Raw genomic sequence first — 15,669 nt, forward strand, 5'->3', positions numbered from 1 at the left:
GATATAGGTTTAATTTATTGACTGAGCAAATGGTTATCTTAGTTGCGATTTAACCATCCAATGAGAAAATTATGACAACGAAAATTTCATACCTTACCCTACTGGCACTGCTTTGCTCTCCCCTTACCAGTGCGCAGACAGAAAATAGTAACGCTGAGCAACCATCAAGCCATGTGACATGTCGCGCTCACAACCTGACTCTGAATTTAATCACCGATCAATATGCTTCTGAAACAAGTTGGGAAATAAAAAACAGCCTCTCACAGGTTATTTATGCGGGTAATAATTACTCAGACTCCACATCTTATAGCCAAGAAATATGCTTATCGGATGGTGAATATCAATTCACCATCCATGACAGTTATGGTGATGGTATTTGCTGTGGCTCTGGCAATGGTCTTTATTCCTTAGCCAAAGGCTCGGAAATACTGGCCTCTGGTGGAGAATTTCAATACAACCAATCAAACAGCTTATTACTTGGTGAATCAACACCTCCCGCTAACCATGACTATTATCAAGCCGCGATAGGAAAAACAGGTTTTGAACTAAAAACGGCCTTATACAACATCATAAAGAATCATAATAGCCGCGGTTATTCCGCAATTTGGACACTATTACAAAATGCAGACATAGATAACTACTATGAGAATGACGGTTCAATGTTAGATATCTATTCTGAGAAACCTGACAACAACGACAGTGTTAGTTTTACTAAAGTCAGCGATCAGTGTGGTCAGTATCGACGAGAAGGCGATTGTTACAATAGGGAACACTCATTTCCTAAAAGTTGGTTTGGGGGCAGCGTTGAGCCAATGAATTCCGACGGTCACCACTTGTTTGCCACTGATGGTTTTGTCAATGCAAAACGCAGTAACTGGCCATTTGGCGAAGTTGGTCATATCACTTATACCTCAAGTAATGGTTCAAAACTTGGCAGTGCAAGCAATACGCTAGGTTATAATGGCACCGTATTTGAGCCTATTGATGAATTTAAAGGCGATCTAGCGCGCGCCTATTTTTACATAGCAACCCGCTACGAGAACCGTATCGGCAGCTGGCAAGGAAATACTGACAACGCTGATGCCATACTTGATGGTACTAGTACCGTGGTTTTTGAAGCTTGGGCTCTGGCTATGCTAAAGCGTTGGCACCAAGAAGATCCTGTGAGTGCTAAAGAACGCCAGCGCAATGACGCCGTTTATCAATTTCAAGGTAACCGGAATCCCTATATCGATCATCCTGAATATGTAAGCCAAATTTGGGGTCATTAGGCTCTTTATATTGGGTAAGTAGATAGGCGCGATAGTAGTGCCTATCTACTTGTTATTTATTGTTTGTTGCTGGGAATGGGTCTGCTGGTATTAGCCTTTATAAATACAACCCGCCGTGCAGGTTTCTTTAATTTCAACTTTGCTGAGCAGTGGTAAGCTTGGCTTTAATTGTTGCCAAATCCATTTCGCAAGCACTTCACTGGTTGGGTTCTCTAACCCTTCAATGTCATTCAAGTAATAGTGATCTAAACGATCATAAATAGGTTTAAATATCGCTTTAATTTCAGAAAAATCAATCACCCAACCAGTATGAGGATCGACCTCACCTTCTACATACAGACGAACTAAAAAAGAGTGCCCATGTAAACGGCCGCACTTATGCCCTGCAGGTACATGAGGTAAACGATGCGCGGCTTCAAACATAAACTCTTTGTATAATTCTGTTTTCATCTTGGTTCTCAAGCTTTTAAAAGAGAGGCAATACTAAGGAATATAGACTCACGAAACAAGTTTCTAGACAGCTTTGTTTACATTGCAAGACAGATGAAGCAGTACAATTTATCACGGTGATACAACGGAAAATCCCACGCCTTTGAGTGATATTTTAAGCATTAATAGGGAATCATGACGTGCCACATCACATTTGTTAAACCTATAATATGTATAGGGTCACACTCCAAAGACTACAACTTTTGCACTAGTGCATATTAACGCTATATTTACACTGTCATCCTCTCAATAATAATAAAATTATCATGAACTCAACAATTACGTCTAAATTGCTACTTACGCTCATCACCGTTTTTGCTTTTGTATTAACGGTATCAACCAGCTATCAATATATACAACAACGTGACCTGCTCAATTCGGTGTTGAGCGAGCAGTTACACGATAAAGCGAGTAACTACTTTGATAGCCTCAATATGATGATGTTGACTGGTACCATGGCTCAGAAAGAGACCTTGCGCCAAAAGGCACTCGCGCAAGATGGTATTGAACAGGTGCGAGTGTTACGTTCAGAGGCGGTCAGTAAACTTTATGGTCCTGGAAAAGAAAATCAACAGCCAATGGACGAGATAGATAAACGCGCACTGGCCGGGGAAACCGTCATTGAACCATTCAATGCTTCCTGGGGGAAAGGATTGGTCGTCGCCTTACCGATGAAATCAAGCCTAGATTACCGAGGCACAAACTGCGTATCTTGTCATATGGCGGAAGAAGGAACCGTTTTAGGAGCTATTCGTCTTGAATATAACCTGAGCCATGTAAACCAAATGATCAGTACTCACACTGTCATTGCCGTTATTATTATGGCTTCCATTGCCTTTATCGGATTTATGATCACGCTTTTTTTGATCCGCAAGATGATTGTTCGCCCTATCCAGCATACGTCACGATTCATGTGTGAAATCAGTAAGAGCAAAGATTTATCAAAACGACTTATCAGCACCAAAAAAGATGAACTCGGACAACTCGCGGTCTCCATCAACTCTTTAATGGACACGGTTTCGGACAGTTTGGCAAAAGTGCAAGAGACCTCTCATTCGCTTGCCGATTCAGCAAACCAGTTAACCGACGTAGCACAAACAACTAACCAAGCGGCAAAAAATCAGCAGCGTGAAACCTCTGACGTCCAGCTAAATATTGAAGAGATGCAATCTCAACAACAGACGGTTAATCAAGCTACCGTTGATGCATCAAAGCTTATCAAACATACCGCTAACGTCGCTCAACAAAGTGCACAGCAAGCACATACAGCTAGCTCTGATATCAAAGGTTTAGTGAGCGATATCGAGTCCGTGAAAGATAAAATTTCTGAACTTAATAATCAGACAGGGCTGGTTTCCTCCATTCTTGAAACGATTAAAAGTATCGCCGAACAAACTAATTTGCTGGCTTTAAACGCGGCGATTGAAGCAGCACGAGCGGGTGAACAAGGAAGAGGCTTTGCGGTCGTGGCCGATGAAGTGCGAAAACTCGCCTCACGAACGGCAGAAGCGACTGGAAACATTGAGAAAATCATCGCTCAATTCCAACGTGACAGTTAAACATCGCTCACCTCAGTTGATTTGGTCTGCTCACATGCGCATCAACGTTCAAATGAAGTCGAAGTTTTATCTTCCGCAATGAGTAATGCCGTACAAGAGATGCAGCAGGTGCTTGATCATGCAAACAATATTCAAGATCAAACACGAACGACCACACAAGTCAGCCAAGAAATTCAAGGGAAGATCGAAGTCATTACTCGACATGCTGATGATACGTCTCAATCGGCAACGCAAACCCGAGAAATCAGCGTCAATTTAAAACAGCTATCGCAGCGCTTAGAAACATTGATGAATCAATTTACGCTTTCTGCTAAGAATTCGGCTACGAATCGACAATAAAGGTTGATGCGAACGAATTGACAGGTAATATGTGCCATTGAATTAAAAAGTAATAAGCAACCCAATGTTTCGCTTGTTTTTTGTCCACTTTATATAGTGAGAATACCTTTGAACATTGGGTTGAATTTTTACCTCAATGGAGACTATATCAAACATGACTTACGCGCCTGTAACAGACGTATTGAGCGGTAAGCTAGCCGTTGACAGTGAAGTGACTGTCCGAGGCTGGATTCGTTCTCGTCGTGATTCCAAAGCTGGGATCTCTTTTCTTGCCATTTATGACGGCTCTTGTTTCGACCCGATTCAGGCCGTGGTCCCTAATAATCTGAATAATTACAATGACGAAGTGCTAAAGCTCACTACTGGCTGCTCTGTCGAAGTAACAGGTAAGATTGTTGAGTCCCCTGCTTCTGGTCAAGCATTTGAACTTGCAGCAACTGAGGTGAAGGCTGTTGGCTGGGTTGAAGATGCTGAAACCTACCCAATGGCAAAAACTCGCCATTCAATTGAATATCTTCGTGAAGTGGCGCATCTTCGCCCACGTACCAACGTGATTGGCGCAGTGGCTCGTGTACGCAACTCCCTTTCTCAAGCCATCCACCGCTTTTACCACGAGCAAGGTTATTTCTGGATGTCAGCGCCGCTGATTACCGCTTCTGATGCAGAAGGTGCGGGTGAGATGTTCCGTGTTTCAACGCTGGATTTCGCTAACCTTCCTCGTACTGAGCAAGGCAATGTCGATTTCAATGAAGACTTCTTCGGCAAAGAGACATTTCTTACAGTTTCAGGACAGTTAAATGCCGAAGCGTATGCTTGTGCATTAAGCAAAGTGTACACTTTTGGCCCAACGTTCCGTGCTGAAAATTCAAACACGAGCCGCCACCTTGCAGAATTTTGGATGGTAGAGCCAGAAGTCGCGTTTGCTGATCTAAATGATGTCGCGAAACTGGCTGAAGATATGCTGAAGTATGTCTTCAAAGCCGTTCTTGAAGAACGTCGTGATGACCTTGAGTTTTTTGCTTCGCGTATCGACAAAGAGGCAATTACTCGTCTTGAGCAGTTCGTTAATTCAGATTTTGCGCAAGTAGACTATACCGATGCTGTGAAGATCCTAATCGATTCAGGCCGTAAGTTTGAATTTGATGTTGAATGGGGCATTGATCTTTCTTCTGAACACGAGCGCTTCCTTGCTGAAGAGCACTTCAAAGCGCCTGTGATCGTCAAGAACTACCCTAAAGACATTAAAGCATTTTACATGCGTCTAAACGACGATGGTAAAACTGTCGCTGCAATGGATGTTCTTGCCCCAGGTATTGGTGAAATCATCGGTGGCTCTCAACGTGAAGAACGTTTAGATGTTCTTGATGCTCGTATGATTGAAATGGGCATTGATCCTGAACACATGAGTTGGTATCGCGACTTACGTCGTTACGGTACTGTACCGCACGCGGGTTTCGGCCTTGGCTTTGAGCGCTTAGTATCCTATGTGACCGGTATGGGCAACGTGCGTGATGTGATTCCTTTCCCACGTACACCACGCTCTGCAAACTTCTAAAAATCAAACACGATTTTTGTAAAAACCACCGACGTTAAACTCGGTGGTTTTTTTATTTCCCCAACAATCAGTGTTCACTCTCAATAACAATAGAATGAATTTCAAATAAAAATGAGATCAAAATCACCTCAATTTCATCTTCCTTTGTTACATTTAGTTCAATTACATGATCATGTTCACTCTATTGTGCTATGCAACCGAGTTACATTAACCACGTATTCAGATCGATCCATGGCGAGAACTTATATGAAAAAAAATGATGTAGATAATTTGCAGTACAATGGTGAAACAAACGGTGTTCATGGCTGGATGACCCCTTCTGGTCAACCTTACTACTGGCATCCTGATTGGCTTCATATCGCAGAAGATGCTACTGGCTTAAAGCCTAAACAAGCGTTAGATGTGGCAGAAAATGAGCAAGCAACAAAAAAACATGCCGTGTCGGCTATTTTGAAGCATATCAATCAATGGGCTTCAGAAAAGCTCGCCGAACACCCTGAAATAGAAACCGAAGCCATCGAATCTCAAATTGGCTTAAAAAAGTAACTACTACGACTTGTGGGGAGCGTCTCAACAAGTCGGTTTCAACTAAAAATAAATGAAGATCTGATCTATAAGTGCCTTGATGAAGCTCGTTGCAATATTTCCTGCGCTATTTGATTGAGTGGTAGCACCGAACAAGCACCACCACGTTCGATTGCCTCTTTGGGCATACCAAAAACGATACAGCTTGCTTCATCTTGTGCAACTGTATAGGCACCGCTCTCTTTCAACTCATGCAAACCTCGTGCGCCATCATCTCCCATTCCCGTCAAAATAAAACCGACAGCGTTAGGGCCTACATGCTTTGCCGCTGAGCGAAAAAGTACATCGACTGATGGTTTATGCCTGTTAACTGCGGGGCCATCTTTGATTTCGACTTGATAATGCGCACCACTTCGATTCAGTTGCATGTGACGGCCACCTGGAGCGATCAATGCCAACCCCGGAAGAACTCGGTCGCCATTCTTTGCTTCCCTGACCTCTATTTGACAAAGCCCATTGAGCCGGTCAGCAAACATCGCGGTAAATTTTTCGGGCATATGTTGCACGATAACAATCCCCGGAGAGACTGCAGGCAATGCTGTTAAGATCGCTTCTAAAGCTTGTGTCCCACCTGTAGATGTGCCGATCACGACCACTTTTTGTGTGGTTTTCAATGTTAATGTCGAGTAATTCGGATTCGGCATTGTTTGCTGTACTTTCTTAAGTACATGAGGTTTGGGTTTAACAATATTTTCTAGCTTTGCTTGTGCAGCGGCGCGCACCGCACTTAACATTTCCTGCCGACTTTCTTGTAGAAAATCTTTCAACCCTGCTTTGGGTTTAGTGATAATCGTCAACGCACCCGCTTGCAATGCTTGCATAGTCACTTCCGCACCACGTTCCGTCAGTGTAGAACAAATGATGACAGGCGTCGGATGCTCCGCCATCAGTTGCTTAAGAAACGTAATACCATCCATACGAGGCATTTCTACATCTAAAATAATCACATCTGGCCATTGAACAGCCATTTTTTTTTGAGCGAATATGGGATCAGAAGCGGGAGTAAGCACTTCAATATCAGGTTCATTACTCAACAAAGCGCTGATCACTTGCCGAACAACCGCGGAGTCATCCACGATTAATACTTTTATTTTTTTCATGTAATGCCTCTATAAGTCGACACTCAATGGCTGATTAATAAGCTACCTCTCTTGCAGAAGATCGCCCATATTGAACCCAAACATCACCATTTTGGACATCAAAAAATACTTTACGATAACGCTTTCCACCCACATCATTGCGGCTTACTTGAAAACCGTGCTCTTTCAGTAACTGCATACCCAGTCGCACATTTTGTTGTGCAACATTTATCGAAGCGACTTTGCTGTAGTGACCTGCAAACATAGTGCTACCTCCAAATACTTTAACAACACATTCCTTAGGATTGATTTGATGTCGTCGACACTGAAGGGAAAAGTACGCCACAACATCGCTAGCATAATAGCCTTCAGGTTGTTTGGCCTCTTCACCTAGGGCGGATCGCTGGCTCAACAGATAATGGCACATACCCACTAACTGCGTTTTTGGATGCCATAACGTAATGGCAACGCACGAACCCAGCAGCGTATGAATCCAACCTCTGTTATGACCAAAGAATATCTCGCCAGGCATCAAGTTCAGAGCCTCTGTTTTAGGTAAAAATTCGTTCGCCATTAATCACGAATCCCTCGTTTTTGATAGATAGACGGCTGCAGTAATTGCAAGTCATCGCAGTTGAGTCCGTTTAATGTTTCAGAGTGGCCTATTAATAAAATACCGCCACTTTTTAATCGGTTCGTAACGTTACTGATGACTCTTTGTTTGGTATTTTGATCAAAATAAATCATAACATTACGTAAAAAAATAAGATCAAAGTGACCAAGTTCATCCAACTGATTTTGTAAGTTCGCTAATCCGAATTTTACTTTTTTCCTTAATGAATTAACAATTTTCAATGTGTCATGCTTGGTATCAATGCCTTTTCGGCAATACGTCTTGAGATAGGCTTTCGGTATATGTTCATGGCGTAGCATCGGATAAATACCCTGTGATGCAATTTGCAACACTTGACTATTGATATCGGTACCAACTATTTGCCATTCTCCTTGGTAACGGCTGTCTAATAACATTGCCAGAGAATAAGCCTCTTCACCTGTCGAGCTTGCTGCGCTCCAGCAACGGATCTGTTTTTTACCCCATACAGTGAAGAGATGGTGCTGGATATAAGCAAAATGGGCCTCTTCTCTGAAAAAGTACGTTTCATTGGTGGTCAGCAAATTGATGACTCGTTGCCGCTCAAGTTTGCGTACTTGCTGATCGCTAAATTTCGTCAAATACTCAAAATACTCCCGATATGAACTTATACCGAGCTCTCTTAAGCGCCCGCTTAAACGCCCAACCACTAACGCTTTCTTACTGGGTGTTAGTGCGATACCTGCAGATTGATATATCCAGCCACGATACAACTCAAAGTCTGCATCACTGATGATGGACATTTGCTCCATGGCTGAATTCCCAAGTTGCTGAGATTTGTGCTTAACTTGCAAGTTCATTCTGCTCTTTGACCTGTTCCATCATGGCCAACTCTTCAACAGATAGGACTTTATCCTCCGCTAAAATAATGACAAACTCTTCATCGAATTGAGCCATACCACAAATAAATTCGGTCCGGATCTTGGTACCAAAATTAGGGGCAGGTCTCATAAACTTACCTGATATTTCAATGACTTCAGAAACACTGTCAACCATAACACCTAGGTCTTGACGCTGTTCTTCATTCGTCACTTCGATAATGACAACACAAGTCTTTTTATTCACTTCTTGCGGTTTAAGATAAAAACGCCGAGCTAGATTGACGACAGGTACCACTTCACCACGCAAGTTAATAATGCCTTGAATGTAGTCAGGCATCATTGGCACCTGAGTTACTTTGCCATACTCTAATATTTCCTTAACATGCAAAATCGCAAAGGCGTACATTTCACCATTGAGCTGAAATGTTAAGTACTGTTGATCTTGTGCTAATTCTGTATTGGACTTAGCCAATATCATCGAGTTAGCCTCAACCGGGATAAGATTAGCCACATTCACCTCCAGCCACTAAAAGCGCACATACTCAGGTTCATCGTCCATAGAGACAAACTCAACATCTTTCTTCTGTTTAGGGCGTTGCTGCTCATGGTGAACTGAAGATTTATTTGCTGCTTCACGGCGATTATTTTCTGTTTTGAAGAAGGTCATTAGTTGCTGGAGCTGCTGTGCTTGGCTACTCATCTCTTCAGAGGTCGACGCAAGCTCTTCTGATGCGGAAGCACTTTGTTGCGTGATACTGTTGAGCTGTTCCATCGCTTGGTTAATTTGTGTTGCTCCGGTTGCTTGTTCCATTGAAGCTGCGTTGATCTCTTGTACTAAATCGGATGTTCTTTGAATAGAAGGCACCATTTCATCCAGCAGTTTTCCGGCTTGTTCCGCTAAACCAACGCTATTTTTAGCGACCTCACCAATTTCTTGAGAAGCAACCTGACTGCGCTCTGCCAATTTTCGGACTTCTGCAGCCACCACTGCAAAACCTTTACCATGCTCGCCAGCTCTAGCAGCTTCGATTGCGGCGTTGAGCGCAAGTAAGTTAGTTTGATAAGCGATATCATCAATAATACCAATTTTCTCAGCTATCGATTTCATCGCTAACACGGTTTTAGCTACCGCTTCTCCACCTTCTTTCGCTTCTTTAGCCGCTTTACCTGCCATGCTATCGGTCACTTTCGCATTTTCAGTGTTTTGCGCGATTGAGGCTGACATCTGCTCTACCGACGAGGTAGTCTGTTCAACACTGGCCGCTTGTTCACTCGCACCTTGACTTAAGTTCTGAGCGGTAGCTGAAACTTCTTCGGATGCCGAAGCCAATGCATTACTTGAGCTATTCACTTCACCTACGATGTCTGACAACTTGGCCACCATTTTTTGCATAGCTTCAAGCAAGCGACCCAATTCATCGCCTGACGTCGCTTCAATTTTACCTGTTAAATCACCCACAGCGAGTCGGTTAGCCAGCGACACTGCTTGCTCTAAAGGATTACAGATCCCGCGGATCAAGGTAACCGCAAATCCAATACCAAACAGTAGCCCCAATATAATTGATCCAATGGCTATCATTTGTAGGTTGTCATAAAGCTCAACCTCATGGTTATAAACATTCTGCGCTTCATTAGATTGCAGCTGAATTAATGCATTTACTGTTTTTTCAACGGGTGCATAGAGTGGGCGCACTTTATCAACCGCAAGGCGAGTCGCTTCATCAATGTCTAAACGTCGCAAAGCATCAATTGTTGGTTGCAGCGCTTGATCAACAAAGGCTTTGTTCTGTTCTTCAAACTGTTTGGCTAACTCAGCTTCCTCTTTAGTTAAGTTAGTTAATTTGTATTTGCTCCATTTTTCATCGATTACTTTGAGATGATTCTCGACGGTCTCGATTTGGGCACGAATAATATCCGCTTCTGGGTACAGTTGTGAGAAAGCCAGCGCTATACGATTGCTCAGAAGACGAGATTTAATGTCACCGATAGACAGTGCTGGTACGGTTCGGTCATAGTAGACCGTTTCTAGCCCATGCAGTGTTTTTTGCATGCCATAAAGCCCTAGTGATCCGACTACAATGAGTAACAAACTTAAGATACCAACTAGCATACTTAGTTTGAATTTAACTGAAATATTTTTAAACATAGCCTATTCCTTTCTGACGATGTAATTGAGCCAAGTTAGTGCATTGCCAATAAGCGATGCTTCGACTCTTCCTTCATAATATGTTGCGATAAACTGGCGATATCTAAGATAAGAGCAATATCCCCGCTGCCCAAAATAGTCGAACCGCTGATTCCTTTAACCCGTGAAAAAATCGGCCCAAGTGGCTTAATTACAGTTTGTAATTCCCCCAACAAATTATCCACGATCAAACCAGCACTTTGCCCTGCACTACTGACCACCACCACATTTTGGCGTTTTGAGCGACGCGCAGTGAGGTTAAATTGCACTCTTAAATCAATTAAAGGCAGCACTTGTCCCCTGAGATTAATATAAGGTTTGCCTTGGCCATCTTTGAGCCACTGGTCATCAAGTTCGACGCATTCTTGAACGGCATCCAATGGCACAACGAAGGTTTCGCTACTCACTTCAATTAGGAAACCATCAATGATCGCGAGTGTGAGCGGCAATACAATGCGGATAGTTGTTCCTCGATTAAGTAGGCTGTGAATCTCTACTCGACCTCGCAAATCAGTAATATTTCGCTTCACTACGTCCATACCGACACCGCGTCCTGAAATATTGGAAACCTGCTGGGCCGTTGAAAAGCCGGGCTCAAAAATGAGCTGAAAAATCTCGTCATCGCTCACGAGTTGGTTTTCATCAAGTAGCCCTTTTTCAATCGCTTTTGCGCGCAATTTTTCGCTGTTGAGCCCTTTCCCGTCATCGCTCACATCGATCACTATATTGCCTGAGTCATGGTAAGCATTGAGCGTGATGGTGCCGTGAGAAGGTTTACCATTTGCGACACGCTCTTCCTCTGTTTCAATGCCGTGGTCAATCGCATTGCGCACTAAATGCATTAAAGGATCGCCAATTTTTTCAATCACTGATTTATCTAATTCGGTATCCGCACCGGTAATCGTAAGATGAATACTTTTGTTTAGCTCCTTCGCCATATCACGAACAACGCGTTGAAAACGGGCAAATGTCGCACCGATAGCCACCATTCTAAGCTGTAGTGCCGCGTCTCTGACTTCTTCGAGAAGGCCATTGAGCCGTGCAACAGATTCAATCATTACATTTTCGCCAATTAGCTCCGCCTGTAATGCACTGCCGGCACCTGCGGTGACCAATTCCCCGACTAAATTAATTAAGGTATCTAACTTTTCAGCATCCACTCGCAAGCTTTTTTGCTCTTTGGTTAGCGCCTCTCGGGCTTTACTTTGTTTATCGACCGCCGCATTGAGTACGGGTGCTAATTGAGCATCAGCCTGAGTGATAATTTCGCCTATGGGTATCGCGTCCGAACTCGCTTCTCGCCGCTCACTTTGTTGCTGCAATGCACGCTTCAATTCAGTCTCAGTGAGCGCGCCACAACGAACTAATATTTCGCCAATTCTATAATTTTCATCGGGCATTGATTGAATGTGATCAATGAAGTCACCCACTTTGGCACTGGGTGGAAAGATGCGAACGTCACCTTCTTCACGAATGAATTCAAACACGTCTTCGATTTGTTGTTTAGATGCCGGCGAATAGAAACGCAGTTCAAAACCCAAATAACAACATTCCGGATCAAAGTTGTGCCAATCAGGTAATTTTCGGTCGACAGCCTCGATATAAATAACCTCTCCCAGCGTAGTTAAATAAGAAAGAAAAGAGAGCGGATCCATACCATCTTGGAATGCATGAAGCGGGAAAGTTAAAGAGATATGCCAGCAGAAATTGTCGAGTGCGGTGTGATCAGGTTCAGATTCCGTGGTTGGTGAATGACTTGCTGGTTCAGATTGACCTAAAAACTCAGACAATCGGGCTCCTAAGCGCTGTCCGGTAACGTCATCTTCTGATGACTCTTGCCCCGTTTGAGCATCATCAATCAAGCTCACCATGTGATCGCGGCACTCAAGCAACAAGGAAATATGTTTTTCATGCAACTTAAGTTGTTCTGAGCGCAATAAATCAAGCAAGCTTTCTACTTTATGAGTAAAACGAACGATCTCATTTAAGTTAAATATCCCTGCTGAGCCTTTTACAGTATGCGCTGCTCGGAAAATTGCGTTTAATCGCTCATTTAAGCCATCAAGATTCCCGCTATCCAGTTCAAGAAGGTCAGATTCCATCCCTTCAAGCAACTCCCTACTCTCATTAAAATAAGTTTGGAGCGCCGCAGCCATCATTTCGTCCATAGTATCTCCCTGGGGCTTCGTCATTAGCTTGTCACTTTGTCTTATTGTGAACTAGAAAGAACGATAGGGTCATGAAACCATCCCACTAGCCCCAGTTTACCCAGCACATCCACCACGACTTCACTGTGATGAATCAGTTCACATCCCTGTTCTATTCTTGCTTTTTTAAATGCCATCAATACTTGTACGCAACTGCTGTCCAGAGCAGTGACTTGGGAAAGTTCAATGGCGATCTTCTCGCTATGAGACACAAAAGGGGTCAGCTGCTCAAACAAATTTCGAGCCTCATAAATCGTCAGTTCACCGTCAAGTTTTAACATTAATTGCTCATCGGTTTGGTGTGGAGTCAGCATAATCCCCCCTTAGGCTTGGATCAGTTTTGCTACGGCGGCAAGCATCTGTTCAGGTGCAAACGGTTTTACAACCCAAGCTTTCGCACCCGCAGCACGACCCTGTTCTTTCTTCGATGCCTCAGATTCAGTTGTGAGCATAATCACCGGCGTAAATTTTGTGTCTGGCCTTTGCTTCAGCTCTTTAAGTAAGGTAATGCCATCCATATTCGGCATATTTACGTCGCTGATGACCAAATGAACACGATTCCCGGCCAATTTGGATAATGCATCTTTACCATCATGAGCTTCGATCGTCTGATAGCCTGCTCCTTTTAAGGTCATACTCACAACCTGCCGAATTGAAGCCGAATCATCTACAACAAGTACCGTTTTGTTCATCACAGAGTTCCTCATTTATTCATTTACGGTTCTCAAAAGAAAGTAATGTCCGTGCTAGTCACCTTGCTTTTCACCTCAGTAACCTTGCCTTTGTGGCTTTCATGTTGTTCTATCATGGTGTAGTTCTTGGTCATTTTTTCCAGCCATTTTTGCGGGGATAATTCGCCTGCGATCGCATGATTGCTATCTTGTTTGAGCAGCTCTAATGAGTCACTGAGTTCTTTGAGATTGGTGCTGATTTGCTCTAATATTTGGCTTACTCGGTCTTGAAATTGCAATTTCACAATCACACTACTGATTGTTTCCTTCACCGAAAATGCATCTTCTTTTAACCGCTCAGACTGTTGCTGTAAGGTTTGTGCCATATCTTGGAAGTGGTTAATGACATAATCGATACGCTGCTCGGTTTGTTCCATTTGTTCACTCTCAGCCGCAATAGCCATTTCAGCCGTCTTAAATGTAGTATTAATCGCATCACTGACAACGTTCACTTTCTCCGTCATGCTGCTAGCGATCTCCCTTGAACGCTGTGAAAGGTTACGCACTTCATCGGCCACCACTGCAAAACCTCGACCGGCCTCTCCTGCTCTGGCTGACTCAATGGCAGCATTAAGCGCTAATAAGTTGGTTTTTTCAGCAATGCCCACCACATCGGTTGCCATTTTTTTTAAATCGACTGTGTATTGATCAAGGCTGCGCATTTCATCAAGCATATGCTCTCTTGTCTTTTGGCTTTCTCTAAGCTCATCAACCGCTTTAGAAAGCATGGCTCGACAACGCTCAATTTCGCTCATTAAATTACGCTCATCTTTTAAGGTTGAGCCTTGCGAGAAGGAGAGTGCTTGTGAAAGCTGCGTGACAAGATCACCAAATTGCTGGCTCAGTTGAGTAACAGAATCGGTAAGTTGCACATTGGCTAAATCAATATGACGAGACCACACTGGCAGAGATTGAGCAAAGAGAGGCTCTAAAGAATGATATCCATCCAGTTGGATCTCTTGTGTTTGAGAAAGGTGTTCAATCGTCTTTTTTTGAGCTTTGACTTGGGAAATGAAGGATTCGTAATTCCAAATTGCATAGCTAACACTAGCAAAAGTAACAAATAATAGAGCCCAAACACCAAAATGTGTTGGCTGTGGCATAAGAGCAACTATCGACAATAGCACTAAGGGCACGTAAACACGTACCAGCCTAATGAGGAGCATGATTTATTATCCTTTAGCCATAAAACACTGACGAAAGCTATGACGTTATGTAAGAAGTTGTTATGCAACGCCTAGAGCTCATAACTAAAGATAGGAAAGCTTGGAGGAATCTGCAATGTAGTCGGTAGATGTAATTTTACTTTTGTTGTGTTAGGTAATTTTAAACAATCCACTCTTATCAGCCAGAGTAACGATTGACTTTCGTTAAGTTCGGCTCAGTTAGTAACTTGAACTAAATAATGGGTGTTCTATTTGCACGCTATTCCATTCGCAAACACTAGAACACCCGTTTAAATTTCACTTGATCTATACGTTGATTATTAGATACATCATAAAGTTACAGATTGCTTTTGGTGAAGTGCATTCATCACCAACGCTTTGTTTACTAAATAATCGTTTAAACCCGCTTTACGTAGCTCACATGATGGGCAATCGCCACAACCATCACCAATAATACCGTTATAACAAGTCAGTGTTTCGTGTCTTATGAGTTCGAGAGCATCATGTTGATCCGCCAATGCCCAAGTTTCTGCTTTGTTTAGCCACATTAAAGGAGTACGAATGTTGAATGGGCGACCCATCCCTTGCACCAAAGCACTGTTCATCGCTTTAACAAAGTCATTTCGGCAATCCGGATAACCAGAAAAATCGGTTTCACAAACACCGGTAATCACCTCATCTGCACCTATTTGATACGCGTAAATACCCGCAAGGGTCAAAAACAGAATGTTACGCCCCGGCACAAACGAGTTCGGTAACCCATTCTCTTGTAACTCATGTGATACTGGAATATCGTCACGAGTGAGTGAACTGATCGCCAACTCATTGAGTAAGCTGACATCCATGACTTTATGTGCAGCTACACCTAACTTTTTCGCTAAGGTGCTGGCAACCTCAATCTCGAGTTTATGGCGTTGGCCATAATCAAAGGTGATGGCGTGCACTTCATCAAACTCTTTTAATGCCTGAACCAAACAGGTTGTTGAATCTTGGCCACCACTAAATACCACAACGGCTTTTTTCATTTTCC

Annotated in this window: 14 protein-coding genes and 1 pseudogene; 4 read left to right on the forward strand and 11 right to left on the reverse strand. The window is 43.1% G+C overall.

Features of this window, described 5'->3' with window-relative positions:
* The first annotated feature begins 71 nt into the window (after window positions 1–71).
* Window positions 72–1,271 (forward strand): HNH endonuclease signature motif containing protein, encoded by a 1,200-nt coding sequence (locus AACR75_RS05660; protein ID WP_047689127.1) that lies wholly within the window; start codon window positions 72–74, stop codon window positions 1,269–1,271.
* 90 nt (window positions 1,272–1,361) lie between these two features.
* On the opposite strand, the gene queD is transcribed toward AACR75_RS05660, so the two are convergent.
* Window positions 1,362–1,721 (reverse strand): 6-carboxytetrahydropterin synthase QueD, encoded by a 360-nt coding sequence (gene queD / locus AACR75_RS05665; protein WP_010320709.1) that lies wholly within the window; start codon window positions 1,719–1,721, stop codon window positions 1,362–1,364.
* 305 nt (window positions 1,722–2,026) lie between these two features.
* Here queD and AACR75_RS05670 point away from each other — a divergent pair.
* From AACR75_RS05670 to AACR75_RS05680, 3 genes and pseudogenes are all read left to right on the forward strand, one after another.
* A pseudogene (locus tag AACR75_RS05670) lies at window positions 2,027–3,658 on the forward strand (methyl-accepting chemotaxis protein).
* Window positions 3,659–3,812: 154 nt separating this feature from the next.
* A complete protein-coding gene (asnS, locus tag AACR75_RS05675) occupies window positions 3,813–5,213 on the forward strand; it encodes an asparagine--tRNA ligase (RefSeq protein ID WP_047689129.1) in 1,401 nt (466 codons plus the stop codon).
* Window positions 5,214–5,459: 246 nt separating this feature from the next.
* Window positions 5,460–5,759: a hypothetical protein gene (locus tag AACR75_RS05680; RefSeq protein WP_017043621.1), complete on the forward strand. Its 300-nt coding sequence runs from the start codon at window positions 5,460–5,462 to the stop codon at window positions 5,757–5,759.
* A 65-nt stretch (window positions 5,760–5,824) separates the two neighbouring features.
* Here the strand turns inward: AACR75_RS05680 and AACR75_RS05685 are convergent, their stop codons facing one another.
* From AACR75_RS05685 to queC, 10 genes are all read right to left on the reverse strand, one after another.
* Window positions 5,825–6,898: a protein-glutamate methylesterase/protein-glutamine glutaminase gene (locus tag AACR75_RS05685; RefSeq protein ID WP_047689130.1), complete on the reverse strand. Its 1,074-nt coding sequence runs from the start codon at window positions 6,896–6,898 to the stop codon at window positions 5,825–5,827.
* Window positions 6,899–6,932: 34 nt separating this feature from the next.
* A complete protein-coding gene (locus AACR75_RS05690) occupies window positions 6,933–7,451 on the reverse strand; it encodes a chemotaxis protein CheD (protein ID WP_047689131.1) in 519 nt (172 codons plus the stop codon).
* Window positions 7,451–8,329, reverse strand: coding sequence for a CheR family methyltransferase (locus tag AACR75_RS05695; RefSeq protein WP_047689133.1), 879 nt, complete (start codon window positions 8,327–8,329; stop codon window positions 7,451–7,453). The genes AACR75_RS05690 and AACR75_RS05695 overlap by 1 nt, the downstream gene beginning before the upstream one ends.
* Window positions 8,313–8,861: a chemotaxis protein CheW gene (locus AACR75_RS05700; protein WP_231564188.1), complete on the reverse strand. Its 549-nt coding sequence runs from the start codon at window positions 8,859–8,861 to the stop codon at window positions 8,313–8,315. The genes AACR75_RS05695 and AACR75_RS05700 overlap by 17 nt, the downstream gene beginning before the upstream one ends.
* Before the next feature lie 15 nt (window positions 8,862–8,876).
* Entirely contained in the window at window positions 8,877–10,496 is a 1,620-nt protein-coding gene (locus AACR75_RS05705) for a methyl-accepting chemotaxis protein (protein WP_017050555.1), read from the reverse strand.
* A gap of 35 nt (window positions 10,497–10,531) precedes the next feature.
* The gene (locus tag AACR75_RS05710; RefSeq protein ID WP_081989737.1) at window positions 10,532–12,727 is read right to left on the reverse strand and encodes a chemotaxis protein CheA; all 2,196 of its coding nucleotides are present in this window, start codon (window positions 12,725–12,727) and stop codon (window positions 10,532–10,534) included.
* A 17-nt stretch (window positions 12,728–12,744) separates the two neighbouring features.
* A complete protein-coding gene (locus AACR75_RS05715; protein ID WP_013856760.1) occupies window positions 12,745–13,056 on the reverse strand; it encodes an STAS domain-containing protein in 312 nt (103 codons plus the stop codon).
* 9 nt (window positions 13,057–13,065) lie between these two features.
* Window positions 13,066–13,449, reverse strand: a complete 384-nt coding sequence (locus AACR75_RS05720; protein WP_013856759.1) for a response regulator — start codon at window positions 13,447–13,449, stop codon at window positions 13,066–13,068.
* 17 nt (window positions 13,450–13,466) lie between these two features.
* The gene (locus tag AACR75_RS05725; RefSeq protein WP_013856758.1) at window positions 13,467–14,639 is read right to left on the reverse strand and encodes a methyl-accepting chemotaxis protein; all 1,173 of its coding nucleotides are present in this window, start codon (window positions 14,637–14,639) and stop codon (window positions 13,467–13,469) included.
* A 329-nt stretch (window positions 14,640–14,968) separates the two neighbouring features.
* A complete protein-coding gene (gene queC, locus AACR75_RS05730) occupies window positions 14,969–15,664 on the reverse strand; it encodes a 7-cyano-7-deazaguanine synthase QueC (protein ID WP_197056795.1) in 696 nt (231 codons plus the stop codon).
* Window positions 15,665–15,669 lie beyond the last annotated feature (5 nt).

This window comes from Vibrio sp. ZOR0018, assembly GCF_963865925.1.
Taxonomy (GTDB): domain Bacteria; phylum Pseudomonadota; class Gammaproteobacteria; order Enterobacterales; family Vibrionaceae; genus Vibrio; species Vibrio anguillarum.